This window comes from Pseudomonas sp. 51_B (assembly GCF_017491595.1).
In the GTDB taxonomy this organism is placed as follows: domain Bacteria; phylum Pseudomonadota; class Gammaproteobacteria; order Pseudomonadales; family Pseudomonadaceae; genus Aquipseudomonas; species Aquipseudomonas promysalinigenes.
The window spans coordinates 25,888-49,742 of the sequence record NZ_JAFGYW010000002.1 but is presented as its reverse complement, the minus strand read 5'-3'; the positions used below and the strand labels follow the sequence as shown (position 1 = coordinate 49,742).

At 60.8% G+C, this 23,855-nt stretch carries 26 protein-coding genes; 14 read left to right on the top strand and 12 right to left on the bottom strand.

The window, feature by feature from the left end; all coding sequences use genetic code 11:
* Positions 1 to 71: 71 nt before the first annotated feature.
* Together J5M56_RS03285 and J5M56_RS03280 are read left to right on the top strand one after the other, a co-directional pair.
* Entirely contained in the window at positions 72 to 983 is a 912-nt protein-coding gene (locus J5M56_RS03285; RefSeq protein WP_207869700.1) for a LysR family transcriptional regulator, read from the top strand.
* Positions 984 to 1,156: 173 nt separating this feature from the next.
* Positions 1,157 to 2,677 carry an NCS1 family nucleobase:cation symporter-1 gene (locus J5M56_RS03280; RefSeq protein ID WP_207869698.1) on the top strand — a complete coding sequence of 507 codons (1,521 nt, stop codon included), beginning with the start codon at positions 1,157 to 1,159 and terminating at the stop codon, positions 2,675 to 2,677.
* A gap of 69 nt (positions 2,678 to 2,746) precedes the next feature.
* Here the strand turns inward: J5M56_RS03280 and J5M56_RS03275 are convergent, their stop codons facing one another.
* From J5M56_RS03275 to J5M56_RS03245, 7 genes are all read right to left on the bottom strand, one after another.
* Positions 2,747 to 3,367 (bottom strand): hypothetical protein, encoded by a 621-nt coding sequence (locus J5M56_RS03275; protein WP_186477870.1) that lies wholly within the window; start codon positions 3,365 to 3,367, stop codon positions 2,747 to 2,749.
* Entirely contained in the window at positions 3,367 to 4,065 is a 699-nt protein-coding gene (locus J5M56_RS03270; RefSeq protein WP_186477871.1) for a hypothetical protein, read from the bottom strand. The genes J5M56_RS03275 and J5M56_RS03270 overlap by 1 nt, the downstream gene beginning before the upstream one ends.
* A 94-nt stretch (positions 4,066 to 4,159) precedes the next feature.
* Complete coding sequence (gene pstB, locus J5M56_RS03265; RefSeq protein ID WP_050437214.1) at positions 4,160 to 4,921, bottom strand: phosphate ABC transporter ATP-binding protein PstB; 762 nt, start codon at positions 4,919 to 4,921, stop codon at positions 4,160 to 4,162.
* 74 nt (positions 4,922 to 4,995) lie between these two features.
* On the bottom strand, positions 4,996 to 5,889 hold the full coding sequence (pstA, locus tag J5M56_RS03260) for a phosphate ABC transporter permease PstA (RefSeq protein ID WP_060477053.1): 894 nt from the start codon (positions 5,887 to 5,889) through the stop codon (positions 4,996 to 4,998).
* Entirely contained in the window at positions 5,886 to 6,854 is a 969-nt protein-coding gene (pstC, locus tag J5M56_RS03255; protein ID WP_060477052.1) for a phosphate ABC transporter permease subunit PstC, read from the bottom strand. Before pstC ends, pstA begins: the two co-directional genes overlap by 4 nt.
* A gap of 72 nt (positions 6,855 to 6,926) precedes the next feature.
* Entirely contained in the window at positions 6,927 to 7,955 is a 1,029-nt protein-coding gene (pstS, locus tag J5M56_RS03250) for a phosphate ABC transporter substrate-binding protein PstS (protein ID WP_060477051.1), read from the bottom strand.
* 168 nt (positions 7,956 to 8,123) lie between these two features.
* The gene (locus J5M56_RS03245; RefSeq protein ID WP_207869696.1) at positions 8,124 to 8,615 is read right to left on the bottom strand and encodes a GNAT family N-acetyltransferase; all 492 of its coding nucleotides are present in this window, start codon (positions 8,613 to 8,615) and stop codon (positions 8,124 to 8,126) included.
* Between the two features lie 189 nt (positions 8,616 to 8,804).
* Here J5M56_RS03245 and J5M56_RS03240 point away from each other — a divergent pair, with 189 nt between their 5' ends.
* Positions 8,805 to 9,494, top strand: a complete 690-nt coding sequence (locus J5M56_RS03240) for a type 1 glutamine amidotransferase domain-containing protein (RefSeq protein ID WP_060477049.1) — start codon at positions 8,805 to 8,807, stop codon at positions 9,492 to 9,494.
* Between the two features lie 52 nt (positions 9,495 to 9,546).
* Here the strand turns inward: J5M56_RS03240 and J5M56_RS03235 are convergent, their stop codons facing one another.
* Positions 9,547 to 9,771, bottom strand: a complete 225-nt coding sequence (locus J5M56_RS03235) for a hypothetical protein (RefSeq protein ID WP_186477874.1) — start codon at positions 9,769 to 9,771, stop codon at positions 9,547 to 9,549.
* A gap of 197 nt (positions 9,772 to 9,968) precedes the next feature.
* Between J5M56_RS03235 and J5M56_RS03230 the strand changes: the two genes are divergently transcribed.
* Both J5M56_RS03230 and J5M56_RS03225 read left to right on the top strand, forming a co-directional pair.
* Complete coding sequence (locus tag J5M56_RS03230) at positions 9,969 to 10,289, top strand: hypothetical protein (protein ID WP_186477875.1); 321 nt, start codon at positions 9,969 to 9,971, stop codon at positions 10,287 to 10,289.
* A gap of 44 nt (positions 10,290 to 10,333) precedes the next feature.
* A complete protein-coding gene (locus J5M56_RS03225) occupies positions 10,334 to 10,714 on the top strand; it encodes a termination factor Rho (protein WP_186477876.1) in 381 nt (126 codons plus the stop codon).
* Positions 10,715 to 10,736: 22 nt separating this feature from the next.
* Here the strand turns inward: J5M56_RS03225 and J5M56_RS03220 are convergent, their stop codons facing one another.
* Entirely contained in the window at positions 10,737 to 11,273 is a 537-nt protein-coding gene (locus J5M56_RS03220) for a cupin domain-containing protein (RefSeq protein ID WP_186477877.1), read from the bottom strand.
* Between the two features lie 147 nt (positions 11,274 to 11,420).
* On the opposite strand from J5M56_RS03220, the gene J5M56_RS03215 reads away from it, so the two are divergent.
* From J5M56_RS03215 to J5M56_RS03200, 4 genes are read left to right on the top strand one after another with little or no spacing between them, the layout of a single operon-like run.
* A complete protein-coding gene (locus tag J5M56_RS03215) occupies positions 11,421 to 13,208 on the top strand; it encodes a thiamine pyrophosphate-requiring protein (RefSeq protein ID WP_186477878.1) in 1,788 nt (595 codons plus the stop codon).
* Between the two features lie 19 nt (positions 13,209 to 13,227).
* Positions 13,228 to 13,734 (top strand): (2Fe-2S)-binding protein, encoded by a 507-nt coding sequence (locus J5M56_RS03210; protein ID WP_060477043.1) that lies wholly within the window; start codon positions 13,228 to 13,230, stop codon positions 13,732 to 13,734.
* A complete protein-coding gene (locus J5M56_RS03205; protein ID WP_207869694.1) occupies positions 13,731 to 14,732 on the top strand; it encodes a xanthine dehydrogenase family protein subunit M in 1,002 nt (333 codons plus the stop codon). Before J5M56_RS03210 ends, J5M56_RS03205 begins: the two co-directional genes overlap by 4 nt.
* Positions 14,729 to 16,930, top strand: coding sequence for a xanthine dehydrogenase family protein molybdopterin-binding subunit (locus J5M56_RS03200; protein ID WP_207869692.1), 2,202 nt, complete (start codon positions 14,729 to 14,731; stop codon positions 16,928 to 16,930). Before J5M56_RS03205 ends, J5M56_RS03200 begins: the two co-directional genes overlap by 4 nt.
* Here the strand turns inward: J5M56_RS03200 and xth are convergent, their stop codons facing one another.
* Both xth and J5M56_RS03190 read right to left on the bottom strand, forming a co-directional pair.
* Complete coding sequence (gene xth, locus J5M56_RS03195) at positions 16,931 to 17,722, bottom strand: exodeoxyribonuclease III (RefSeq protein ID WP_207869690.1); 792 nt, start codon at positions 17,720 to 17,722, stop codon at positions 16,931 to 16,933.
* Positions 17,719 to 17,961 (bottom strand): hypothetical protein, encoded by a 243-nt coding sequence (locus tag J5M56_RS03190; RefSeq protein ID WP_186477882.1) that lies wholly within the window; start codon positions 17,959 to 17,961, stop codon positions 17,719 to 17,721. Before J5M56_RS03190 ends, xth begins: the two co-directional genes overlap by 4 nt.
* A gap of 226 nt (positions 17,962 to 18,187) precedes the next feature.
* Here J5M56_RS03190 and J5M56_RS03185 point away from each other — a divergent pair, with 226 nt between their 5' ends.
* Positions 18,188 to 18,472 carry a hypothetical protein gene (locus tag J5M56_RS03185; protein ID WP_186477883.1) on the top strand — a complete coding sequence of 95 codons (285 nt, stop codon included), beginning with the start codon at positions 18,188 to 18,190 and terminating at the stop codon, positions 18,470 to 18,472.
* A 44-nt stretch (positions 18,473 to 18,516) separates the two neighbouring features.
* On the opposite strand, the gene J5M56_RS03180 is transcribed toward J5M56_RS03185, so the two are convergent.
* Positions 18,517 to 18,768, bottom strand: a complete 252-nt coding sequence (locus tag J5M56_RS03180) for a hypothetical protein (protein ID WP_081016595.1) — start codon at positions 18,766 to 18,768, stop codon at positions 18,517 to 18,519.
* Between the two features lie 259 nt (positions 18,769 to 19,027).
* On the opposite strand from J5M56_RS03180, the gene J5M56_RS03175 reads away from it, so the two are divergent.
* The 4 genes from J5M56_RS03175 to J5M56_RS03160 are packed head-to-tail and all read left to right on the top strand — an operon-like array spanning position 19,028 to position 23,805.
* Positions 19,028 to 20,569, top strand: coding sequence for an ABC transporter ATP-binding protein (locus tag J5M56_RS03175; protein ID WP_186477884.1), 1,542 nt, complete (start codon positions 19,028 to 19,030; stop codon positions 20,567 to 20,569).
* Between the two features lie 12 nt (positions 20,570 to 20,581).
* Entirely contained in the window at positions 20,582 to 21,682 is a 1,101-nt protein-coding gene (locus J5M56_RS03170) for an ABC transporter permease (protein WP_207869688.1), read from the top strand.
* 60 nt (positions 21,683 to 21,742) lie between these two features.
* Positions 21,743 to 22,669: an ABC transporter permease gene (locus tag J5M56_RS03165; protein ID WP_186477886.1), complete on the top strand. Its 927-nt coding sequence runs from the start codon at positions 21,743 to 21,745 to the stop codon at positions 22,667 to 22,669.
* Between the two features lie 53 nt (positions 22,670 to 22,722).
* Positions 22,723 to 23,805 (top strand): BMP family ABC transporter substrate-binding protein, encoded by a 1,083-nt coding sequence (locus tag J5M56_RS03160; RefSeq protein WP_186477887.1) that lies wholly within the window; start codon positions 22,723 to 22,725, stop codon positions 23,803 to 23,805.
* Positions 23,806 to 23,855 lie beyond the last annotated feature (50 nt).

The window sequence follows — 23,855 nt, the reverse complement described above, 5'->3', positions numbered from 1 at the left end:
CCTCAACCTTATGCAAGCGGCGTTATTTGATCTATACAATGCCCTCAATAGCGCTATTGAGAGTTGCAATAATGAGCCTGCTCGAGCCCTTGCCCGAACCTAAACTGCTGCAATTGTTCGAGGTGTTGTACCAATGCCGGAGCGTGACCCGCGCTGCCGATCAGTTAGGCCAGAGCCAGCCGACCATCAGCATCTGGCTAGCGCGGTTGCGCGAGCAGCTGAACGACCCGCTGTTCGTACGCACGCCAGGTGGAATGGCCCCAACACCTCGTGCCGATCAATTGATCGGGCCTTGCCGGGAGGTGCTGGAATCGTTGCGCAGGCTTACGACCTGGGCACCGCAGTTCATCCCTGCCACGGCGCAGCGCCGCTTTCGCTTATGCGTCAGTGACGCCAGCCATATCACGCTGTTGCCGACCATTCTCAACCACTTGCGCGCGCACGCACCGGGCATCCGACTTGAAGCTGCGCGTATCGACGGCAATACCGAGAGCTCGTTGGAATCGGGCGAGGCGGACCTGGCCATCGGTTTCGTGCCTTGGTTGGGCGGCGGTATGTACCAGCAGGTGCTGTTCGAACAGGACTGGGTATGCCTGAGCAACCGTCAGCACCCGCGCCTGCAAAGCGTCATGAGCGTGGCAGAGTATCGCGCTGAAGGCCATGTTCAGATCAGTGCCGGGACCGGGCAGAAACTGTTGGAGGCAGGCTTGGCGCGGGCGGGCATCGAGCGCCGGATCATGCTCGAACTGCCGGCGTTTCTTGGGCTGGGCATGATCGTCGGTTCTACCGACTTGGTGGCAACACTGCCTCGCCACATTGGCCAGACCCTCGCTGATATGCATGGGTTACAGGTACACGACTGCCCGATTGCAGTGGAAGGCTTCACCGTGAAGCAGCACTGGCACGCGCGTTACCACCAGGACGATGGCAATCGCTGGCTAAGGGAGGTCATCCGGGGGCTGTTCCAGGCGGAACATGCGTGAAGGCTGGTAACAGAATGCAGGTAAGTTGTGCACAAAATACACACTTTATAGGTCTTTTGCCAAAAGGGTTTACACAATAGAAGCCCGCAGAATCGAGGATATCCTGGGGTTGGTACGAATATTGTTTGTATACAAATATTAATAACAAGAGTACACAACCATCAGGAGTTCCGATGGCGTCGATTTCCCGCTTCGATGCTGGCCAGCTTGCTGACCAGCCCGCCGCAAAGGCTGATTCAAGCCCTCTGCAATTAAGCTCACGCCTATACAGCAAAGACCTGGCACCGACTCGCGCAGCCCACCGCACCTGGGGGCGCTACAGCTTATTCGCGCTGTGGACCAACGATGTGCACAACATCGCAAACTACTCCTTCGCCATCGGCCTGTTCGCCCTGGGCATGAGCGGCGCGCAGATTCTCGCCGCTTTCGCGCTGGGGGCTCTGGTGATCTACGGCCTGATGAACCTGTCCGGGTACATGGGGCAGAAAACAGGCTTGCCTTATCCGGTCATGTGCCGCATCAGCTTCGGTATTCACGGCGCACAGATCCCCGCCCTGATTCGCGCGGTAATCGCCATCGCCTGGTTTGGTATTCAGACTTACCTCGCCTCTGTGGTTCTGCGCGTTTTGCTTACGGCGATTGCGCCAGAGCTCAAAGCCTACGATCAGAATTCGATCCTTGGCCTGTCGACCCTGGGTTGGCTCACCTTTCTGGGCATCTGGTGCGTGCAGGTGGCGATCTTCGCCTACGGCATGGAGATGGTGCGCCGCTTCGAATCCCTCGCCGGGCCGATCATCCTGGTGGCCTTCACTGGCTTGGCGGCCTGGATGTATTGGCGCAGTGGGCTGTCCATCGCTTGGTCCAGCGGCAGCGCGCCCACTGGCTCGACGATGTGGTTGAAGGTGCTGGGCGCCGCTGCGCTTTGGGTTTCGTTGTACGGCACCATGATCCTCAACTTCTGCGATTTCACCCGTAACTGCCCAGACCGCAAAACCATCAGCGTGGGCAACTTCTGGGGGTTGCCGGTCAATATGCTCGGTTTCGCGCTGATCGCTGTGGTGATCGCGGGCGCCCAGTTCAGCATCGACGGCAAGCTGGTGCAGAGCCCAAGCGAAATCGTCGCCGCCATCCCGAGCACCACCGGTTTGGTATTAGCTTGCCTGGCATTTCTGATCGTCACCGTCGCGGTGAACATCATGGCCAACTTCGTGGCCCCGGCTTTCGTGCTCACCAACCTGGCACCCAAGGCCCTGAACTTCCGCCGCGCAGGGTTGCTCAGTGCTGCCATCGCGGTGCTGATCCTGCCCTGGCACCTGTACAACAGCCCGGCTGTGATCGTGTACTTCCTCGGCGGCCTGGGTGCCCTGCTCGGCCCGCTGTACGGCATCATCGTCACTGACTACTACCTGGTACGGCGTAGCCGAGTAAACCTGCCGCAGCTTTACAGCGAAAGCCCAGACGGCGCCTACCACTACCACGGCGGGGTCAACCTGCGCGCCGTAGCGGCGTTCGTTCCTGCCGCGCTCATCGCCATCGTGCTGGCATTGGTACCGGCATTCGACACCCTGTCGCAGTTTTCCTGGTTCTTCGGTGCTGCCTTGGGTGGGCTGATTCACTATGCCATCGCCAGGCGTGGCACACCGTACCTGGACGTATCGGGAGAAGACATCGCCGTGGACAGCGCCCATCACTGATCGGCTGCGCTAACGACAAAAGGCGCCTTGTGCCAGGTCAGGCACAAGGCGCCTTGCCGTTTTGCGGGGTCAGGAGGCCAGCACTTCGCTATCCTGAGGCACGGGTACCCGGTAACGCTGGGGTTGCTGCCAGGCCAACTGGGCATGCACACGGGCCGCAGCGTCCATGACCTTCTCTGCCCAGCTTTCATCTTGGGGGTCGACCACTACCACACGAAACCCATGGTCGGAGCCTTCGATGCCTACTCCTTCGGAGTCATCGACGTGCAAGTCGATATCGAACGCCGGTGGATACTTCGAGGGTGCATTGGCAAGGCCGTGCAGCGACAGGATGTGCTGGTGGCGATCGCTGTTGACCACACCGTCGACATGGATGCCATAAAGCATCAGCCAGCGCCGGATATAGGCCGGTGTGCGGCCCGAGGAGGTATAGATCCAGATGCTGCAGCCTTGGCGGCGCAGATCGCGAATCAGCGAACGCGTGCCGCTGCGCAAGGGCTCGCCCAGCCAGCGGTGTATGAACGTCGGCAGCCTGCTGTGCTCCTCGGTGGCGTGATGAGGCAAGCAGGCGAGCGTATCGTCGATATCGAAGGAAATGCGCATTTGCGGGCGCGCGAATTTCCGCCCAATGGCCTGCCACGCTCGTCGCCCGCTGGCCTTACCTTGCTCTAGCATCGAAACCCTCTTCATCACCGGCTACCCTGGCGGGCCGGCACACAGGTGCCGGGTAGGAAAAACTCATCGTGCTCAGGTGCCTTCGCTTCCAGGAAGGCGGCGTATTTTTTCTTGATCTTGGGCAGTTCGTACAATGCTTTCACGCCATGCTTGGCCGAATTGCGAATGACCGAGGAAGGGTTGTAATAACCCTCGGCGTTGTCCAACGTCAGCACGAATGGCGGCAACCCGGCGCGCATCAGCAGGTAGCTGACGATCAGCGAACCGGTGCGGTGGTTACCCTCGATGAACAGTTGCGGCTTGCTGAGGATGCGCACATAGACACCCGCCGCGCGCTTGAAGATCGAATCACTGCGATAAGAGCAGTACCAGTTGTACAGATCCTTGATGCCGCCTTCGACGTTGTTGAAAAAACGCGCCTCAGTAGCTTGCAAGTGGGCAGAGAATTCACGGCGCCGTGCCGGGTCGCTACCGCACAAAACCGTGGCGTTGATCTCAAGCATCAGGTTCAGCTGCTGCAGGTCGAACAGGTCCACACCGCGGGCAACATAGTCGTCTATCAAGGCATAGCCTTCAAGCACATTGGACAGCACCTCGTCGGTGAACGGGTCACGCGGCTCGGTGAACTGCCGGCTGAGTTCGGCAAACCTGCCCTGCACCTTGCGCAGGGCGCGCTCTACCGCGGGCAGGTCAAGACGACATATCGCATCCATGGGTGATCCTTCGAAACAGAAAAGACATGAAAACGACCTACCCCGCGGCGCCTTCCTGGGCAACGGGGCGGGTCGCCTGACGGATGTTGCAGGCTTAGCTGAACTTGCCGCTGATGTAGTCACTGGTCAGCTGCTCACGCGGGTTCTGGAAGATCTGCGTGGTCGGCCCCATCTCAACCAGATAGCCGGTGCGGGTGCCCTGGGAGATGTCGACGGAAAAGAACGCAGTGGTGTCTGCCACGCGAATCGCCTGTTGCATGTTGTGGGTCACCAAAGCAATCGTGTAGTCCTTTTTCAGCTCGACCATCAGTTCCTCCACCCGGCGGGTGGCGATCGGGTCCAGTGCCGAGCATGGCTCATCGAGCAGCAGTACTTCTGGCTCGGTGGCGATGGCACGGGCAATGCACAGGCGCTGCTGCTGGCCACCTGACAGTGACAGGCCGCTGACCTTGAGCTTGTCCTTGACTTCATCCCACAGTGCCGCGCCTTGCAGCGCATGTTTGACGCGGTCACCGATGTCGCCCTTGTAGCGGTTCAGGCGCAAGCCGAAAGCGACGTTGTCGAAGATGCTCATGGAGAATGGGTTGGGTTGCTGGAACACCATGCCGATGTAGCGGCGCACAACCACTGGGTCAACGCCTTTACCGTAGACATCTTGGCCAAGGAAATGCACATGGCCTTCGAAGCGGAAACCTTTGACCAAGTCGTTCATGCGGTTGAGGCTGCGCAGCACGGTACTTTTGCCGCAGCCGGAGGGGCCGATGAAGCCGGTGATTTCGTTCTTGCGGATCGGCACATGGCTGTCGCGCACCGCCATGAAGTTGCCGTAGAAAATCTTGTCCAGCTTGCAGTCCATGACGATAGGCGCGTCGCTGACCAAGGGAGCGGCTCTTTGCGCAGTAGATACGTTCACGGTCGAATGCTCCCTTTTCAATACTTGGGCTTGCCGAAAATGCGGCTGAGAATGTTGACTACCAGCACGATCATCACCAACACCAGCGAGGCCGCCCAGGCGAGCTCAAGCTGGTTATCGAACGGCATGCCGGAGAAGTTGTAAATCAGTACGGCAAGCGAAGCCGTGGGGTTCATGACCGCCAGGCTGCCGTCGTGGTAGATCCAGTAATTGCTGAACAGCGCAGTGAACAGCAGCGGCGCCGTTTCACCGGCGGCGCGGGCCACCGCCAGCATGACGCCGGTGAGGATGGCGGGCATACCGGTCGGCAGAATGATTTTCCAGATCACCTGCGCGCGGGTGCAACCCATGCCGTACGCGGCATCTTTCATGATCTTGGGTACCATCTTCATGGCTTCCTCGGCGGTCAGCACCACGATCGGCAGCATCAGCACTGCCAGCGCCACGCCGCCAGCCGGGGCCGAATAGGTGCCGGTGGTCATCACCACCAAGGCATAGGCAAACACGCCGGCAAGGATCGAAGGCAGGCCGGTAAGCATTTTTGCGGCGAACCGTGAAGCGTTGGCCAGTTTGCTGTCTGGGCCGAGTTCGGCAAGGAACACCGCTGCCAGAATGCCCACCGGTACGGCGATGGCTGCTGCGATGCCGACCATGACGAAGGTACCGGCCAAGGCGTTGCCGAAGCCGCCGCCCATTTCGAAGCCAGTGGGTGGTAGCTCGGTGAACACCTCAAGGCTCAGGCGAGCACCGCCGCGGGTGATCAGCATGTACAACACCGAAACCAAAGGCACGCTGGCCAGCAGTGCTACGCACCACACCAGCGTGGTCAGTAACAGGCTACGCAGGGCACGGCCTTCGAAGCGGCGCTGCAGGCTAGGTAGAGCGGTGCTGGTGACGGAGAGGTCAGTCATTGTTTGTTACCCCGCTGGGCGTAGAGCATGATCAGCGATCCGAAAACGTTCACCAGCAAGGTGATGAACATCAGCACCAAGGCGGCATACATCAGCACCTCGATCTCGTTCGGCCCGGCCTCCGGGAAGTTCAGCGCCAGCAAGGCTGCCAAGGTATTGGCTGGGGCGAACAGCGAAAGCGTGATGGTATTGGCGTTGCCGACCAGCATGGCCAGGGCCATGGTCTCGCCCAGTGCGCGGCCAAGCCCTAGCACCAGGGAGCCGAAGATACCCGTTGCAGCCGAGGGCACCATGACTTTGAGGATGGCCTCCCAATGGGTGGTGCCCATGCCGTAAGCGGCCTGCTTGGTTTTCATCGGCACGCTGGTCAGTGCGTCCTGGGAGACAGCGGCAATGGTCGGGAGGATCATGATCGCCAGCACCAACGCCGCTGGCAGCAAGCCAGGGCCACTGAGGGAGCTGCCGAAGAAAGGGATCCAGCCCAATTCACTGTTCAGCCAGGTGGTCAGCGGCCGGATGGCCGGGATCACCACGTAGATACCCCACAGGCCGTAGACGACGCTGGGGATGGCGGCAAGCAGCTCGACGATGGTACGAAACACCGCAGCAAGCCTTGCCGGCAAGAAATCCTGAGTCAGAAAAATGGCCATGCTGACGCCGAAGAACCCGGCGATCATCAAGGCGATCAGCGCGCTGTAAAGCGTGCCCCAGATGGCGGGCAGAATGCCGTATTTACCCTGATTGACGTCCCACACACTACCAAACAGCACGTCGAAGCCGTGCTTTTCCATGCCTGGAAGTGCTTTGCGTCCTACTTCATATACCAACGCGAATACCAGCGCGAGAATCAGCACTACACCGATACGCGCAAGGGCACGGAAGGTGCGGTCGACCAAAAAGTCCTTGGTGGACGGCGGCTGACAGGCGGAATCTGGATTGTCCGGTATGGCAAAAGGTGTGTTCATTTAGCTGATTCCGGGACTAGGGGCAAACACGCCCGGCACGACGCAAGCACCGCACCGGGAGCGCCTGAAGCATTACTGGATGTTTTGCGAAGCTTTGCGAACTTGTTCGACTACCGAAGCTGGCAGCGGGATGTAGCCCATCGAATCGGCGATTTTCTGCCCCTGGGTCAGGCCGTACTCGACCATCTCACGCATGGCCTTGGCCTTTTGCGGATTGCCGTTGTCCTTGCGGAAGATCATCCAGGTGTAGGAAGTGATCGGATAGGACTTGGCGCCATCCGGGTCTGGCAGGTGGGCGATCAGGTTTTCCGGCAACTTCACCGCTGCCAGGGCCTGGGCACCGCTTTCGGCGTTCGGCACCACGTACTGGCCTGCCTTGTTTTCCAGCTCGGCGAAGTCGACCTTGGCCAGCTTGGCAAAGCCATATTCGATGTAACCGATGGCGCCCGGCGTCTGGCGAACGGTCGCGGTCACGCCGTCGTTCTTGGGCGACTTGATGAACTTGTCGGTGGCCGGCCAGTTGACGGTGTTGCCTTCACCCAAGTCCTTCTTGAAGTCGGCGTTGATGGCCGACAGGTGCTGGGTGAACACGGCGTTGGTACCGCTGGAATCGGCACGTACCACGACGGTGATAGGCAGGTCAGGCAGCTTCAGGTCTGGGTTGGCGGCAGCGATCTTGGCATCGTTCCATCGGGTGATCTTGCCCAGGAAGATGTTGGAGTACACATCCCGTGGCAGCTTCAGGCCCTTAGGGTTGCCCGGCAGGTTGTAGGCCAGCACGATTTCACCGGCGGTCATTGGCAGCAACTGCACACCCTCGCCGACTTTGGCGATGTCTGCTTCGCTCATGGCCGAGTCGCTGGCGGCGAAGTCGACAGTCTTGTTCAGAAAGTCTTGAACCCCTGCCCCGCTACCTTTGGACTGGTAGTCAACGGTAACGCCAGCGGTATTCTTGCTGAAATCCTTGAACCAGGTCAGGTAGATAGGCGCAGGGAAACTTGCACCAGAACCGGTCAAGCGAATGTTGTCTGCGGCAAAGGCCGAGGTGGCAGACAGAGAAACCGCAACGGCGAGTGCAGCAGACTTCATCAGGCGTATCATGGGAAAAGCGCTCCGTGTGATGGCCGACACACTTTGCAGCAGCTGTGTTACAGCTTTGTGACTATTGAATGGCAGCCACCCCATCTGCCCCTCTAAATCGCAGCCCTCAGTACGTTTTCAGCGCTTCGCTCGTAACTAGATATGACTGGCCCCTCCCCTACGTCCAGCTCAAAGCACCATAAGCATCTCATGCCAAGCCATGCCGCCGTGCTCCGAAGGCGACGGCTGTACGTACTGGTAGCCCATCTTGCGGTACAGCGCCACATGCTGCTCTTTGCACATCAGGTGAATGGTCTGTTTACCCTGGGCCTGCATGCGCATGATGAATTCGCTCATCAGCTGTTTGGCGTAGCCTTTGCCCTGATGGGCAGGGTCCACCACGACTGACATGATCACCACATTAGGTGCCAGCGGGTCGTGGCCGACCAGTTCCTTGAACGCCTCATCGGACATCACAACCTGGTGGGCGCAGCCGCTGTTGATGAAGCCAATGATGCTCTGCTCGTCTTCAAGCAGCAGGAACCCCTGGGGGTACTGGCTGATGCGCGTGCGGATCTTCTCCAGTGTGGCTGCCTCGTCGCCCTCGTAGGCACCGATTTCGATCGCGTGGCAACGCTCGGCATCACTCAAGACGGGTTGGCGGAATGAGGTGGTGCTCATGGGTAAAGGTTCCTGAATCAGATTTCGTTGCGCTAGGGTACTTCAACAGCGGCGAAAAACCCCGTGCTTTAACGCCCTGGGATGGCTTTACAACGACCGGCAGGGAACCCTAGCTGCGCTGCGGCCTCCCACCTTCATGCAGAGCCAACGACGCACTGCCCACCCCATAGATCTGGAGAACTGCCTCGCATGAAAAAGATCCTGATGGTGCTCACATCCCATGACCAGCTGGGTGATACCGGCAAGAAAACCGGCTTCTGGCTGGAAGAATTCGCCGCCCCCTACTACGTGTTCGTGGACGCTGGCGCCGACGTAACCCTGGCCTCTCCCAAAGGCGGCCAACCTCCGCTCGATCCAAAGAGCGATGAGCCGGACGCTCAAACCGACGCTACCCGGCGCTTCGCCACCGACACCGATGGGCAGATGGCGCTGGCTGACACGGTGCCGTTGAGCGAGGTGGACCCTTACCACTTCGATGCGGTGTTTTACCCAGGCGGCCACGGGCCGCTTTGGGACTTGGCGCAAGACACCGACTCCAAGACGCTGCTCGAAGCCTTCTATGCGGCCAACAAGCCCATTGCCGCTGTATGCCATGCACCGGGCGTGCTCAAGCATATCAAGGCACCCGATGGCCAACCGGTCGTCAAAGACAAGCAGGTCACCGGCTTTGCCAACAGCGAAGAGGCTGCCGTGGGGCTGACCGATGTAGTCCCGTTCCTAGTCGAAGACATGCTCAAAGCCAATGGTGGGCACTACTCCAAAGGCGCGGACTGGGCCAGTCACGTGGTCGAGGACGGGCATTTGATCACTGGTCAAAATCCGGCCTCATCGCAAGCGGCGGCAGAGGCGTTGCTCAAAAGGCTGGATGAGTCGGTGTGAGCTAAACAGATGCGCCGCCTTGCGCGGCGCATCGCGATGCAACACTGCAGGATCATTTGCCGGTCTTGCTTTCCACCTCCGCAAGGCGTTCCTTGATCTTGTGCGTCAGCTCTTCCTGTTCTTTGATCGAGGTGGGGGTGATGACCTTGTCCACTACCTCGGTATCGGCGTCAGGGGTTTCCAGCACTGGGTCCGGGGCAGCTTCGCCACGCTGGGCCTGCTCTGAAGAAATGGGCCGTGGGACTTTGTCACCCGTGTTGCCGTCGCTGTGTTTCATAGAGTTGCCTCATTTCTGTGATGTCTTTCCAGAAGAGTGCAGCAGCGGCGGAAAGTTTGATCCACTTGCGTAGGGACTCACCCTCAAACACCGCTGCCACGGCTGAAGGCCAAGATTCAAAGGCCCGTCCGTCGGACCCTTCGCACGGTGATCTCTGGCGCCGGCCAAACATGAGATGAACCTTCGAGGATCCGATCATGAATCTTTTCAACTCGCCTTCCCTGCTGCTAACGCTGTGCATGGCTGTCAACGCGCCACTGGCGCTTGCCGCGACCGATGCTGGCGACCAGCGTGTACCCACTCAGGAAACCGCCCCCACCAGTGATCACAGCAATCACCAAGGCGCAACCGGCGCAGGAACGCCGGCTGACAGCATGGGCACGGGTGATGGCGGTACCGATGACAACGGCACCGATAACACCGGAGGTGACGGCACCGACGACGGCGCAGGCTCTGCTGCTGGCGGCACTGGCAGCTCCGGCGCTGGCACGGGCTCACGCAGTGGCTCAGGCAGCTAGCCCGACGCAACATCGCGTACTCACCGCTTACAGGAGTCGATGTCATGCCACGTGGCGACAAATCCAAATATACCGAAAAGCAAAAGCGCAAAGCCGAACAGATCGAACAGAGCTATGAGCAACGCGGCGTACCCGAGCACGAGGCGCAGGCGCGTGCCTGGGCCACCGTGAACAAGCAATCTGGCGGCGGCGAGAAAGCAGGCGGTTCGGGCCGCACGACCTCGCCTGGCGAGAAGAAGTCTGCCCGTTCCGACTCGGCCAAGCGCGCGGCAAAAACGCGTGAGGGGCACCCCCGAACGTCAACCACCTCGCTGCAGACTCAGACCAAGGAAAGCCTGCTCAAGGAGGCCCGCAGCAAAGATATCAAAGGCCGCTCCAGCATGAACAAGGCGCAATTGGTCGAGGCGCTGCGCAAGTTCGGCTGACGAGCAATACACTCAAGCCAATTCAGTGACCGTGTGATTTTCCGTGCTGCCACTGGGTCATGGCTTTGCCGGTCACCGGGTCCAGCGCTGGGTCCGGGACCGCAGCGATGCGCGCCAGGGCCTGATGATGCAAGGATGGGTCAGGACGTTGCGTGTCGTAAGCCTCCTGCCCCTGCGGGTACGCGCCCACCACCACAAAGTCATCGCATGAGGCGATGCAGCAGTGCCCCGTACCCGCAGGTAGCACCACCACATCCCCTGCTTCAAGGTTCAACGTCTGCCCTGTCGGGCCACCCAATATGACACGTGCATGGCCGCTGACTACACCCAATGCTTCATGGGCGTTGGGATGGAAATGGTGGTAATCGAAAATCCCGTCGCGCCAGAGTGGCGTCCACTGGTGAGCTGCGAATAGTGCTTCGAATGCGCAGGCCAGCTCAGGTGCAGCCACTGCACCCAGCCGATAAAGCAACACCGGATAACGGCTGTTGGGCGTGGAACCGTCATCTTCAAAGAACAAGGTCTGCGCAGCGATGGTGTGATGGTCGAACCTGAACATTGGACTGTACCCGTAGGCATGGGCTTTGCCCTGTGAGCATCGTTCAACCACTCCGGTTCCAGTTAGCCGACCAATGCGATACCCAGTGAAACTTTCCTCTAGCCGGCCAAGTCCAGACCCCTATTGACCAAAGACCAGGAGAGGACAATGACGGGCACTGTAGGCGACTTTCTGGTGGACCGCCTGTATGAGTGGGGCGTGCGGCGTATCTTTGGTTACCCGGGTGATGGCATCAATGGCGTATTCGGTGCGCTGAACCGCGCCCATGGCAAGATCGAATTCATTCAGGCCCGGCACGAGGAAATGGCCGCTTTCATGGCCAGCGCACACGCCAAGTTCACCGGTGAACTTGGCGTGTGCATCGCCACCTCCGGCCCGGGCGCCTCGCATTTGCTCACAGGCTTGTACGATGCACGTATGGACCACCAGCCAGTGCTGGCCATCGTGGGCCAGCAAGCGCGGGCTGCATTGGGTGGGCACTATCAGCAAGAGCTGGACCTGGTTTCGATGTTCAAGGATGTGGCCGGGGCTTACGTGCAGCAGGCATCCACACCTGAGCAAGTGCGTCACCTGCTCGACCGCGCCGTGCGAACCGCAGTTGGCGAACGCCGCGTCACCACGATCATCCTGCCCAACGACCTTCAGGACCTGCCCTACCACGAGCCTCCCAGGGCCCATGGCACCGTCCATTCGGGCGTTGGCTACAGCCGGCCGAAGGTGGTGCCATTCGACCACGACCTGCAACGTGCAGCCGAGGTACTCAACGCCGGGCGCAAGGTGGCGATTTTGGTAGGCGCAGGCGCCCTGAACGCTAGCGAACAGGTGGCGGCGGTGGCCGAAGTACTGGGGGCAGGCGTTGCCAAGGCATTGCTCGGCAAGGCGGTACTGCCTGACGAACTGCCATGGGTTACCGGATCCATTGGCCTGCTCGGCACCGAGGCCAGCTATAAGCTGATGAACGAATGCGACACCCTGCTGATGATTGGCTCGGGTTTCCCCTACGCCGAGTTTCTGCCCAAGGAAGGCCAGGCACGTGGCGTGCAGATCGACCTGCAACCAGACATGCTCAGCTTGCGCTACCCCATGGAGGTGAACCTGGTGGGCGACGCTTCGCAAACGCTGCAAGCGTTGTTGCCATTGCTGGAACACAAAACCGACCGACGCTGGCGCGACAAAGTCGAACACTGGCGCGCGCAGTGGGACAAGACCTTGGCCAAGCGCGCGCTGGTCAAAGCTGAGCCGATCAACCCGCAAAGGGTGGTGTATGAGCTTTCGCCGCGCTTGCCCGACCACGCAATCATCAGCAGTGACTCTGGCTCTTGCGCCAACTGGTTCGCCCGCGACCTGCAGATCCGTCAGGGCATGCAATGCTCGCTGTCCGGTGGCCTGGCGAGCATGGGTGCAGCGGTACCCTATGCCATCGCAGCCAAGTTCGCCCACCCGCAGCGCGCCGTGGTGGCATTGGTCGGCGATGGCGCCATGCAGATGAACAACCTGGCCGAGTTGATCACCGTCGCCAAGTACTGGCAACAGTGGGAGAACCCCCAGTGGATCTGCGCGGTCTTCAACAACGAGGACCTCAACCAAGTGACTTGGGAGCAGCGCGTGATGGAGGGCGATCCGAAGTTCGAGGCTTCGCAATCGATCCCGGACGTGCCTTATCACCTCTTCGCGATCTCCATCGGCCTGGAAGGGATTTACGTCGAGCGTGAAGAAGATGTTGCCCAGGCTTGGGAGCGGGCTCTGGCAGCTGACCGCCCGGTGCTGATCGAATTCAAGACCGACCCCAACGTGCCGCCGCTACCGCCGCACATCACGCTGGAACAAGCCAAGAAGCTCACCGGCACGTTGCTCAAAGGTGACCCGAACCAGGCCGGAATGATCGTGCAGACCGCCAAACAAGTGCTCAGCGCTGTGCTACCCACCAAGCAATGACCAACCGTGAGGAATTCCCATGCCTGCAATAACGACAGAGGGTGCCACGAAGCACCCCATCAAGCTCACGCTCAACGGCGAGCCCCTTTCGCTGCAGGTATCGCCCTGGACCACATTGCTTGACCTGCTGCGCGACCAGCTTGACCTGGTCGGCACCAAGAAAGGTTGTGACCACGGCCAATGCGGTGCCTGTACGGTGCTGCGCGATGGCCGTCGGATCAACGCCTGCCTAACCCTGGCGGTGATGTGTGAAGGTGCCGAGCTGGTAACCATCGAAGGGCTTGCCACTGGCGATCAGTTGCACCCTATGCAAAGCGCGTTCATCCGTCAGGATGCTTTCCAGTGCGGCTATTGCACCCCTGGGCAGATCTGCTCGGCGGTAGGCCTGGCCAACGAAGGGCGCATCGATGGCCGCGATGCCATTCGCGAACGCATGAGCGGAAACCTGTGCCGCTGCGGCGCCTACAGCAACATTGTCGCTGCCGTGGAAGAAGCCCTGCCGCTGATGCAGGAGGATCGCCAATGACTCCGTTCAGCTATCACAAGCCCGCCTCCATAGGCGAGGCCATTCAACTGGCCGACTTGTCGTCGCGCTTCATCGCAGGCGGTACCAACCTGCTCGACCTGATGAAAGAGAACGTGACGCGCCCCGAGCGGCTGATCGACATCACCGGGCTACCGCTTGGGGGCGTGGAAGCGACCGCCAGCGGCGGCGTGCGCATCGGGGCACTGGTGAGCAATGCCGACCTCGCCTGGCATCCGCTGGTCGAACAAGCTTACCCCCTGTTGTCCCAAGCCATCCTTGCCGGCGCCTCACCGCAGTTGCGCAATATGGCGAGCACCGGCGGCAACCTGCTGCAACGCACCCGCTGCTACTACTTCTACGACACTGGCACGCCATGCAACAAACGCGAGCCTGGCACGGGTTGCCCGGCACGCTCGGGCCTCAACCGCAGCCACGCCATCCTAGGTGCCAGCGACGCCTGCGTGGCTACCCATCCCTCGGACATGTGCGTCGCACTGGCAGCCTTGGAAGCCGTGGTGCATGTGCAGGGCCCTGGCGGTGAGCGGCAGATCCCGATGGGCGAGTTTCACCGCCTACCCGGGAACATGCCGGAGCGCGACAACCAGCTTGGCGATGATGAACTGATTACCGCCATCGAGTTGCCGGCCCCCTCGTTCACCGCACATAGCCGCTATCTGAAAATACGCGACCGCGCATCGTACGCCTTCGCTCTGGTTTCAGTAGCCGCTGCCTTGCAGATCGAAGATGGAATCATCAAACAAGCCCGCGTGGCGCTGGGGGGTGTGGCACACAAACCATGGCGCGTGACCGCCGCAGAGCAGGTATTGCACGGCCAGGCCCCGGGCGAAACAGTGTTCGGCCAGGCTGCCGACTTGCTCCTCAAAGATGCCAAGCCCCTGCCGCACAACGGCTTCAAGGTGCAACTGGCGCACCGCGCTGTGGTTCGCGCCCTCAGTGAGGCTGCGTATGGCCAGACCAACACAGGAGCTTCGGCATGAACACTAAGACAACCGTTGTAGGCCAGCCCCTGGACCGCGTCGATGGTGTGGCAAAAGTGACCGGCAAGGCGCGCTACGCCGCCGAGTACCCTGAAGCCGACCTGCTGCATGCCAGTGTGGTTTCCAGCACCATCGCCCGTGGCCGGGTAGTGCGTATCGATAGCAGCGCGGCGCTGAAGGTACCCGGCGTGATCGCCGTGCTGGACCATAGCAACCGCCCTGCGGTTTCCAGCTATGACGACGACTACAGCGACGACGACTCCGCCGAGGGCGCGCCGTTTCGCCCGTTGTTCAACGATCAAGTGCTCTACAGTGGCCAACCCCTGGCGTTGGTGGTTGCCCAAACCCTTGAAGCGGCACGCTATGCCGGTTCACTGGTACAGATTCATTACAGCCAAGCCAAGCATCAGACGGACCTGCTGGCAGCCCTTGAGAAAAGCCACGAAGCGCCGGCCGAGACACCCTCGCCACGGGGCGACTTCAGCGCAGCTTACGGCAACGCTGCGGTTACGGTAGATGCCACTTATCTTACGGCCAACGAGCACCATAACCCTATGGAGCCCCATGCCTCGACAGTGCTCTACCAAGCGGACGGTTCCCTGGAAATCCACGACAAGACCCAAGGCACACAGAACTGCCAAACGTACCTGCACAACGTGTTCGGTCTGCCCAAGGACAAGCTGCGTGTGCGGGCCGCCTACGTTGGCGGAGCCTTTGGTTCAGGCCTGCGCCCGCAATACCAGCTGCCACTGGCGGTGATGGCTGCGCTGCACCTCAAACGCTCGGTACGCTTGACCCTTACCCGCCAGCAGATGTTTACCTTTGGCTACCGCCCCCGTACTCAACAGCGCTTGCGCCTGGGCGCCAGTGCTGATGGTAAGTTGCTAGCGGTGGCCCATGACGCCACCGGCCAAACCTCACGCTTTGAGGATTTCACCGAGCACTTGGTGGAATGGAGCGGCATGCTCTACCGCTGTGACAACGTGGCGCTGAACTATCGTCTGACGCCGCTGGATGTGTTCACCCCGCTCGACATGCGCGCCCCCGGTGCAGGGTCAGGCGTGCTAGCCCTGGAATGCGCCATGGATGAGCTGGCATGCGCGGCTGAGGTGGACCCAGTGGACCTGCGCCGCGTCAACTTTGCCGACCATAACGGCAACGAAGGTAAGCCCTATTCCAGCAAAGCCTTGCTGGCCTGCTATGACCAAGGCGCTGAGCGGTTCGGCTGGGCCAAGCGTGACCCCAAACCGCGCAGCATGCGCAAAGGCGAGCAGTTGATCGGCTGGGGAATGGCCAGCGGGGTTTGGGAGGCCATGCAGATGAAGGCCAGCGCCAAAGCCAGGCTCGACGGCCAAGGCCACCTAACGGTCAGCAGCGCAACCACCGACATCGGCACCGGCACTTATACGGTCATGAGCCAGATTGCCGCCGACGCTGCGGGTGTCAGCATTGAAGACGTGACCTTCGTGCTGGGGGACTCGTCGCTGCCCACCGCGCCGCTGCAGGGGGGCTCGTTCACCGTCTCCTCTGTGGGCTCTGCGGTGCAGCAAGCTTGCCAGATACTGCGCGGTAAGCTCCTGGAAAGTGCCCGTGCGCATTATCCGGCCTTGGCTGGTTTGCCCGTAGAAGCGATCACCATCGCTGACGGCTACCTCCAGCATGGCGAGCAGCGCATTGCCTTGGCAGAGATCGCGGCGCAATCGGACGGCGGCTTTGTTGAGGTGCAGATCGAAGCCGAGCCCAGTGCCAAGCGCCAACCCTACTCCACCGCCACCCATTCTGCGGTATTCGTCGAGGTGCAGGTGGACCCGCAATTGGGCTCGATCACCGTCAGCCGAGTGGTCAGTGCCGTAGCCGCAGGGCGTGTGGTCAACCCGAAGACTGCACGTAGCCAGATACTGGGCGGCGTGGTCTGGGGCTTGGGCATGGCGCTGCATGAGCACGCGCAAACGGACCATGCGCTGGGCCGTATCCTCAACCACAACCTGGCGGAGTACCACATCCCGGTCAACGCCGATGTCCAGGACATCGAGGTGATCTTCGTTGAAGAACAGGACGACATTGTCAACGAGCTGGGGTCTAAAGGCGTCGGCGAAATTGGCGTGGTCGGGGTTGCCGCAGCAGTTGCCAACGCGATCTACCATGCCACGGGCAAGCGGGTGAGGGAATTCCCCATCACCCTCGACACCTTGCTCTAACTAGCGCGTGCCCTGGCGGAGTTCGATCCATACCGGGGCATGATCGCTGGCCTTGGGCTCATTACGAACCCATGCATCGACCCCCGCGCTTTTCAGGCGGGGGGCGAGCGCTTCGTTGAGCAACAGGTGATCGATCCGAAGGCCCGCATTGCGCTCCCAGTGCTTGCGAAAGTAATCCCAGAAGGTATACACGCATGCGTCAGGGTGCAGGTGGCGGACGGCATCGATCCAGCCCTGGTCAAGCAGCCGTTGATACGCTGAACGCGACTCGGGTTGCAGCAGTGCATCTTTGCGCCACGAACGCGGGTTGTAGATGTCCAGGTCCGTGGGCACCACATTGAAATCCCCGGCCAGTACAGTGGGGTGTTCACTGGCGTACAGGCCCTTGGCATGTTCGATCAGGCACTGGAACCAACGCAGTTTGTATTCGAACTTCGGCCCAGGTTGCGGATTGCCATTGGGCAGATAAAGGCAAGCCACTAACACACCATGCACCGCTGCTTCCAGGTAGCGGCTCTGGCGGTCGTCTTCCATGCCAGGCAGGCCGCGACGAACCTCTAATGGCTCATTGTCGCGAGCGAGTATCGCTACGCCGTTCCATGATGGCTGCCCGTGAAATAGACACCCGTATCCTGCGGCCTCCAGCGCCTGGCGCGGGAACTGTGAGTCGGGCGCTTTGAGCTCTTGCAGGCAGACGATGTCAGGCTGCTCACGTGCAAGCCAATCGAGCAACGCGGGTAGGCGGCTGCGAATGCCATTGAGGTTGAACGTGGCTATTTTCAGGGTTTTCATGTGTCTGGGTCATTCACATGGGCTTGCACGGCATCTTGCAGCGCGTGCAACTGCGCCTGGTCGGCCAGCCCCTTGAGTGCCAGCCAGTCGTCCCAGTCGATGGCACCGTCATCGCGCAGCGCCTCAGCGGTGCGGATCAGCGCTTGATGGTAGGCATCTGGCGATGCGTCACGATAGCTGTGATCGTCGTATTGGGCGTACCAGGCTTCGAGCTCGGGGATGCTGCGTTCGATGCTCATGGCTGAGGCTCCTGACTATGACCTTTGTCTCTATGAGCTTCGCCCGCGTGCAATTGTTCAACATCAACGAATTACCCTAAGTCACTGCAATTGAGTCACTAACTGTTGGGCCAAGGGTGATTAAAGCACCTCGTCCGATTAGCAGAAAGTTTTTGCAGAGCCCCGCAACCCTGGTGAGTCACACGTATACACAGAACATCCTGTGTCTGACTTGAGGTAAGCGATCATGGCTAACAATCAAGACAACGATAAAGCCCAAGACGGCAGCCACCAGGCCAATCCTGGTGACGCTGGCGGCAGAGGCGGCCAAGGCGGCATGGCGGATACCCAGCACGGCGGACAGCAGTCCGGTCACAAACCTGACGAAAAAATGGATAAGGACTGGGAAAAATCCAGGGATACCGGCCATCAAGGCGGCCAGATGGGTGGCAAGGATGACGCTGCAGAGACGGGCCGCATGGGCGGGCAAACCACCCAAGATACCTCCCATCAGAAAGACCAAGACCGTTAACGCTTGACTAGGGTCACCGGGGCGACAACGCTCGCCCTGGTGCGTCAGGTGTTAGCGCTACGCCATTCCCCCTGACCCCCGCCTAAAGTCTCATCACTCCCCACGATCAATCCATTGCGGCATGCACAGGCATAATCGGCCTCTGCACGGGTGGCGCAGTTCAACGTCACCCTCAGTTTGTCGCGCGTGTCATAAAGGTCGTAGCCTGCGCCGAGTACTTGGGCAAAACCCGCGCGCTTGGGCAGATAGTCTTTTTCCGGCGGTAAAGCGGGAACTACAACAAAGCGCGTCTGCATGAGCCTTCCCCCTCGCGGCAGCTATTTAGTATTAGTTCCAATATGCGAAAGCATCAAGCCCACTCATGCTTGAATTTCGCCCCAATTTGGCGCCCTCTGCGCCCCAAAACCATTCATCCAGCCCGGCTTCATGCGTTTCTGACTAACAGGGTCTATTCGCTGCGAGCCGCTCATTACATGGGGCGGAATGTAAATCTGACCAATTGGCCATGTTTTTGCTTTGCAAGCTGCTCATGAATAAAAACTTCGAGCAGCCCCAATGTCCGCACTACTAACGCCTCTTCGTCTCGAATTGCGTGCCATCAGCAAGCGCTATCCGGGCACGCTGGCCAACGACCGTGTCGACCTGCGCATCGCAGCCGGTGAGATTCATGCACTGCTCGGTGAGAATGGCGCTGGTAAGAGCACGCTGATGAAGATCATCTACGGCGTGACCCGCCCCGATGCCGGCCAGATGCTGTGGGAAGGCAACCCCGTGCAGGTTCAAGACCCCGCTGCTGCACGCGACCTGGGGATCGGCATGGTGTTCCAGCACTTCTCGCTTTTCGAAACCCTTACGGTGGCTGAGAACATCGCCCTGGCGCTGGGCCGCGACGCGGGCTCGCCCAAACAACTGGCGCCGCGCATCCGCGAAGTCTCGCAGCGCTATGGCATGGCCCTTGAGCCAGAGCGCCTGGTGCATAGCCTTTCGATCGGTGAGCGCCAGCGGGTAGAGATCGTGCGCTGCCTGATGCAGGACATCAAACTGCTGATCCTCGACGAGCCGACTTCAGTGCTCACGCCACAGGAAGTCGAACAACTGTTCGTCACCCTGCGTACCTTGGCCAGTGAAGGCTGCAGCATTTTGTTCATCAGCCACAAGCTTCAGGAAGTACGCCAACTGTGCCACCACGCCACTGTGTTGCGCGCCGGCAGGGTTGCCGGGGGCTGCATCCCGGCCGAGCGCAGCGATTTGCAACTGGCAGAGCTGATGGTCGGGGATACAGAAGGCCTGGACGCCTGCTACCCCAAGCGCGCCGGCGGGCTGCCACGGCTGCGCTTGGACGACCTCTGCTGGCGCAACCAGGACCCATTCGGCACGTCGTTCGAGCACCTGCGCCTGGAAGTTCGCAGCGGCGAAATCGTCGGTATCGCCGGGGTCGCCGGCAATGGCCAGGACGAGCTGCTGGCGCTGCTCAGTGGCGAAACGCGCCTGCCTGCCAGCGAGCGCGAGCGCATCAGCCTCGACAACCAGCCCATCGCCAACCTGTATCCCGATGCACGGCGCGAACTGGGAATGGCTTTCGTGCCGGCCGAGCGCCTGGGCCACGGAGCCGTACCGGACATGACCCTGGCCGACAACGCTTTGCTGACTGCCTTCCAGCAGGGCCTGGTTGAACATGGCCTGGTTCGCTCGAGCAAAGTCCTGGCACTGGCCGAGCAGATCATCCAGCGTTTTGCGGTCAAGACGCCAGGCACCCAAGCCACGGCGCGCAGCCTCTCCGGTGGCAACCTGCAGAAATTCATCCTCGGCCGCGAAATGCTGCAGAACCCAACGCTGCTGGTGGCCGCTCACCCGACCTGGGGGGTGGATGTCGGCGCTGCGGCGACTATTCACCGCGCATTGATCGCTCTGCGCGATGCGGGTGCGGCGATTTTGGTGGTGTCCGAAGACCTCGACGAGCTATTGCAGATCAGCGACCGCATCGGTGCCCTGTGCAGCGGGCGCCTGTCACCGCTGAAAAATACCGCCGACACCCACAGTGCAGAGGTCGGCAGCTGGATGGCCGGCCAGTTCGACACCGCCTACGCCGCCTTCTGACGAGAACCTACCATGTTGCTATCGCTCGAACCCCGGACCCAGCAATCTCGCGCCATGCTGGTGCTGTCACCGATACTCGCCGGCCTGCTGACCTTGGCCAGCGGAGCAGTGCTGTTCAGCGCCTTGGGGCACGACCCGCTGCTGACGCTGCACACCCTGCTGATCGAACCGATCAGCGACTTCTACGGCTTTTCCGAACTGCTGCTCAAAGCCCTGCCCATTCTGCTTTGTGCCCTGGGGCTGGCAGTAGCCTACCAGGCGCGGATCTGGAACATCGGCGCCGAGGGCCAACTGCTGATCGGCGCGTTGGCCGGCAGCGCCCTGGCACTTCATGTCATTGACTGGGAAAGCCGCTGGGCACTGCTGTGGGTGCTGCTGGCCGGCACACTGGCCGGCGCCCTTTGGGGTGCGCTCGCCGCGTGGCTGCGCACGCACTTCAACGCCAATGAAATTCTGACCACCATCATGCTCAACTACATTGCCCTGAACCTGCTGCTGTACTGCGTGCACGGCCCGCTCAAGGACCCTGAGGGTTTCAGCTTTCCGCAGTCGGCGATGTTCGGCGATGCCAGCCGCCTGCCAGCACTGTTCGGGGATGTCCGGGTGCATGTGGGTTTGTATTTCGTGCTGCTGGCATTGGTGGCGGTGTGGGTGCTGCTGCACAAAAGCTTTCTGGGGTTTCAGATCAAGGTGCTGGGGCTGGACCAACGCGCTGCGGGCTTCGTCGGCTTTCGCGAAAAACGCCTGGTCTGGCTGGCACTGCTGATCAGTGGGGGTCTGGCCGGCTTGGCGGGCGTCAGCGAGGTGAGTGGACCCATCGGCCAGCTGGTGCCACAGGTGTCGCCGGGCTATGGCTATGCGGCGATCACCGTGGCCTTCCTCGGCCGGCTGAACCCGCTCGGCATTCTGGTTGCCGGCCTGCTGATGGCGCTGCTCTACCTGGGCGGCGAAAACGCCCAGATGAGCCTGAACCTGCCACAGGCAGTGACCGGGCTGTTCCAGGGCATGATGCTGTTCTACCTGCTGGCGTGCGATGTGCTGATCCTCTACCGCCCACGGCTCACCCTCGGTTGGCGGCGGCGCTTGCCGGTGGCCGAAGCGGCCCGCGCCTGACCTCCCCCTTGATGCTTACGTATGCCTGCCACCTGGGGTGCGCGGGCTGAGGCTTGAACGATGGATCTCGATCTACTTGGCAACATCCTCTACGCCATGGTGCGTTGCGGTACTCCCCTGTTACTGGTGGCGTTGGGCGAACTGGTGTGCGAGAAGAGCGGCGTGCTCAACCTCGGCCAGGAAGGCATGATGCTGTTCGGCGCAGTGGTGGGTTTCATCACTGCCTTCGCCACTGGCAGCCTGTGGCTTGGCGTGCTCATGGCGTGCCTGGCCGGCATGCTACTGGCCTCGCTATTCGCCTTGGTCGCCTTGGGCTGCCAAGCCAACCAAGTGGCTACCGGCCTTGCCCTGACCATCTTCGGCGTCGGCCTGTCGGCGTTCGTTGGCAGTGCCTGGGTCGGCAAGCCGCTCAGTGGCTTCGAAGCGCAGGCCATACCGCTACTGGCCGACCTGCCAATCATCGGCCATATGCTGTTCAACCAGGACCTGCTGGTCTATCTGTCTTTCGCCCTGTTTCTACTGGTCGCCTGGGTGCTGCTCAAAAGCCGCACCGGGCTGATTCTCCAGGCCGTTGGCGAAAATCCCGATGCCGCCAGTGCCATGGGCCTGCCGGTGCTGCGTGTTCGCACCCTGGCGGTGCTGTTCGGCGGCGCCATGGCCGGCCTGGCTGGTGCCTATCTGTCGTTGGCCTACACACCGATGTGGGCAGAAAACATGACGGCCGGCCGGGGGTGGATCGCCTTGGCGCTGGTGGTATTCGCCAGTTGGCGGGTGCGCCGGGTGCTACTGGGCGCTTACCTGTTCGGCCTGGCCAGCATCCTGCACCTGGTCGCCCAGGGCGTTGGCGTGAACTTCCCGGCCAACTTGCTGGCGATGCTGCCGTATGTGGCGACCATCGTGGTGCTGGTGGTGCTGTCGCGCGATGCGCTCAAAACCCGGCTGTACGCTCCAGTTTCGTTAGGCCAGCCCTGGAAGGCAGGCCGCTGACCACCCCCCGCCAAGCCCCGATAACTCATAACACCCACAGGAGTGAACCCTGGATGCATCAGAAAAAACGCACCTCGCTGCTACGCGCCCTGACCGCCGCAATCGGTCTGAGCACAGCGCTGTCTGCCGCTGCTGCCGACCCACTGAAGGTAGGTTTCGTCTACATCGGCCCGATCGGCGACCATGGCTGGACCTACCAGCATGAACAAGGTCGCCAAGCGCTGATCAAGCAGTTCGGTGACAAGGTGAGCACCAGCTTCGTCGAGAACGTGCCAGAGGGTGCCGATGCCGAACGCGTGATCCGCAACATGGCCAAAAGCGGCTACAACCTGGTCTTTGCAACCTCTTTCGGTTACATGAACCCTACCGCTAAAGTCGCCAAGCAGTTCCCCAAGGTCACCTTCGAGCACGCCACAGGCTACAAGCAGGACAAGAACCTGGGCACCTACCTGGCCACCTCGTATGAAGGGCGCTATGTCGGCGGTTACCTCGCAGCGAAAATGACCAAGACCAAGAAGATCGGCTATGTGGCGTCCTTCCCCATCCCGGAAGTACTGCGTGACATCAACGCCATCCAGCTAGCACTGGATAAGTACAACCCTGGCAGCGAAATCAAGGTGGTTTGGGTGAACTCCTGGTTCGATCCCGGCAAGGAGGCCGATGCCGCCAATGCGCTGATTGACCAAGGCGTGGACGTACTGTTCCAGCACACCGACAGCCCGGCGCCGATCCAGACAGCCGAGCGTCGTGGTATCTACGCAGTGGGCTATGCCTCGGACATGGCGCACTTCGGGCCCAAAGCGGTGTTGACGTCCATCGTCAACAACTGGGGGCCGCATTACATCAAGAGTACCCAGGCGGTCATGGATGGGAACTGGAAGCCCCAGGATTATTGGGGCGGCCTGGCTGACGGCACCGTCCAGTTGCCGATCAGCGACTTGGTACCGGCGGATGTGAAAAGCGGGGCCGAGCAGATCATCGCCAGCATCAAGGACGGCTCGTTCCACCCGTTCACAGGGCCAATCTTCAACCAGAGCGGCGAGTTGAAGATTGCCGAGGGCGCGGTGGCCAGCAATACCGAACTGGCCGGCATGAATTACTACGTCAAAGGCATCACTGCCCAGTTGCCCAAATAAATGCGCTTTGGCTCGAGCCGCTGCCATGCACGCTGCGCTGATGTTTCAGA

Excerpts from the sequence above, each read along its gene's own strand:
- J5M56_RS03165 (WP_186477886.1), top strand. The coding sequence starts at position 21,743 with ATGGATCTCGATCTACTTGGCAACATCCTCTACGCCATGGTGCGTTGC.
- J5M56_RS03205 (WP_207869694.1), top strand. The coding sequence starts at position 13,731 with ATGACTCCGTTCAGCTATCACAAGCCCGCCTCCATAGGCGAGGCCATT.
- J5M56_RS03200 (WP_207869692.1), top strand. The coding sequence starts at position 14,729 with ATGAACACTAAGACAACCGTTGTAGGCCAGCCCCTGGACCGCGTCGAT.
- J5M56_RS03160 (WP_186477887.1), top strand. The coding sequence starts at position 22,723 with ATGCATCAGAAAAAACGCACCTCGCTGCTACGCGCCCTGACCGCCGCA.
- J5M56_RS03275 (WP_186477870.1), bottom strand. The coding sequence starts at position 3,367 with ATGAAGAGGGTTTCGATGCTAGAGCAAGGTAAGGCCAGCGGGCGACGA.
- J5M56_RS03235 (WP_186477874.1), bottom strand. The coding sequence starts at position 9,771 with ATGAAACACAGCGACGGCAACACGGGTGACAAAGTCCCACGGCCCATT.
- J5M56_RS03225 (WP_186477876.1), top strand. The coding sequence starts at position 10,334 with ATGCCACGTGGCGACAAATCCAAATATACCGAAAAGCAAAAGCGCAAA.
- J5M56_RS03240 (WP_060477049.1), top strand. The coding sequence starts at position 8,805 with ATGAAAAAGATCCTGATGGTGCTCACATCCCATGACCAGCTGGGTGAT.
- J5M56_RS03220 (WP_186477877.1), bottom strand. The coding sequence starts at position 11,273 with ATGTTCAGGTTCGACCATCACACCATCGCTGCGCAGACCTTGTTCTTT.
- pstB (WP_050437214.1), bottom strand. The coding sequence starts at position 4,921 with ATGGACTGCAAGCTGGACAAGATTTTCTACGGCAACTTCATGGCGGTG.
- J5M56_RS03245 (WP_207869696.1), bottom strand. The coding sequence starts at position 8,615 with ATGAGCACCACCTCATTCCGCCAACCCGTCTTGAGTGATGCCGAGCGT.
- J5M56_RS03190 (WP_186477882.1), bottom strand. The coding sequence starts at position 17,961 with ATGAGCATCGAACGCAGCATCCCCGAGCTCGAAGCCTGGTACGCCCAA.
- J5M56_RS03180 (WP_081016595.1), bottom strand. The coding sequence starts at position 18,768 with ATGCAGACGCGCTTTGTTGTAGTTCCCGCTTTACCGCCGGAAAAAGAC.
- J5M56_RS03185 (WP_186477883.1), top strand. The coding sequence starts at position 18,188 with ATGGCTAACAATCAAGACAACGATAAAGCCCAAGACGGCAGCCACCAG.
- J5M56_RS03210 (WP_060477043.1), top strand. The coding sequence starts at position 13,228 with ATGCCTGCAATAACGACAGAGGGTGCCACGAAGCACCCCATCAAGCTC.
- J5M56_RS03270 (WP_186477871.1), bottom strand. The coding sequence starts at position 4,065 with ATGGATGCGATATGTCGTCTTGACCTGCCCGCGGTAGAGCGCGCCCTG.
- pstS (WP_060477051.1), bottom strand. The coding sequence starts at position 7,955 with ATGATACGCCTGATGAAGTCTGCTGCACTCGCCGTTGCGGTTTCTCTG.
- J5M56_RS03170 (WP_207869688.1), top strand. The coding sequence starts at position 20,582 with ATGTTGCTATCGCTCGAACCCCGGACCCAGCAATCTCGCGCCATGCTG.
- xth (WP_207869690.1), bottom strand. The coding sequence starts at position 17,722 with ATGAAAACCCTGAAAATAGCCACGTTCAACCTCAATGGCATTCGCAGC.
- pstA (WP_060477053.1), bottom strand. The coding sequence starts at position 5,889 with ATGACTGACCTCTCCGTCACCAGCACCGCTCTACCTAGCCTGCAGCGC.
- J5M56_RS03280 (WP_207869698.1), top strand. The coding sequence starts at position 1,157 with ATGGCGTCGATTTCCCGCTTCGATGCTGGCCAGCTTGCTGACCAGCCC.
- pstC (WP_060477052.1), bottom strand. The coding sequence starts at position 6,854 with ATGAACACACCTTTTGCCATACCGGACAATCCAGATTCCGCCTGTCAG.
- J5M56_RS03215 (WP_186477878.1), top strand. The coding sequence starts at position 11,421 with ATGACGGGCACTGTAGGCGACTTTCTGGTGGACCGCCTGTATGAGTGG.
- J5M56_RS03230 (WP_186477875.1), top strand. The coding sequence starts at position 9,969 with ATGAATCTTTTCAACTCGCCTTCCCTGCTGCTAACGCTGTGCATGGCT.
- J5M56_RS03175 (WP_186477884.1), top strand. The coding sequence starts at position 19,028 with ATGTCCGCACTACTAACGCCTCTTCGTCTCGAATTGCGTGCCATCAGC.
- J5M56_RS03285 (WP_207869700.1), top strand. The coding sequence starts at position 72 with ATGAGCCTGCTCGAGCCCTTGCCCGAACCTAAACTGCTGCAATTGTTC.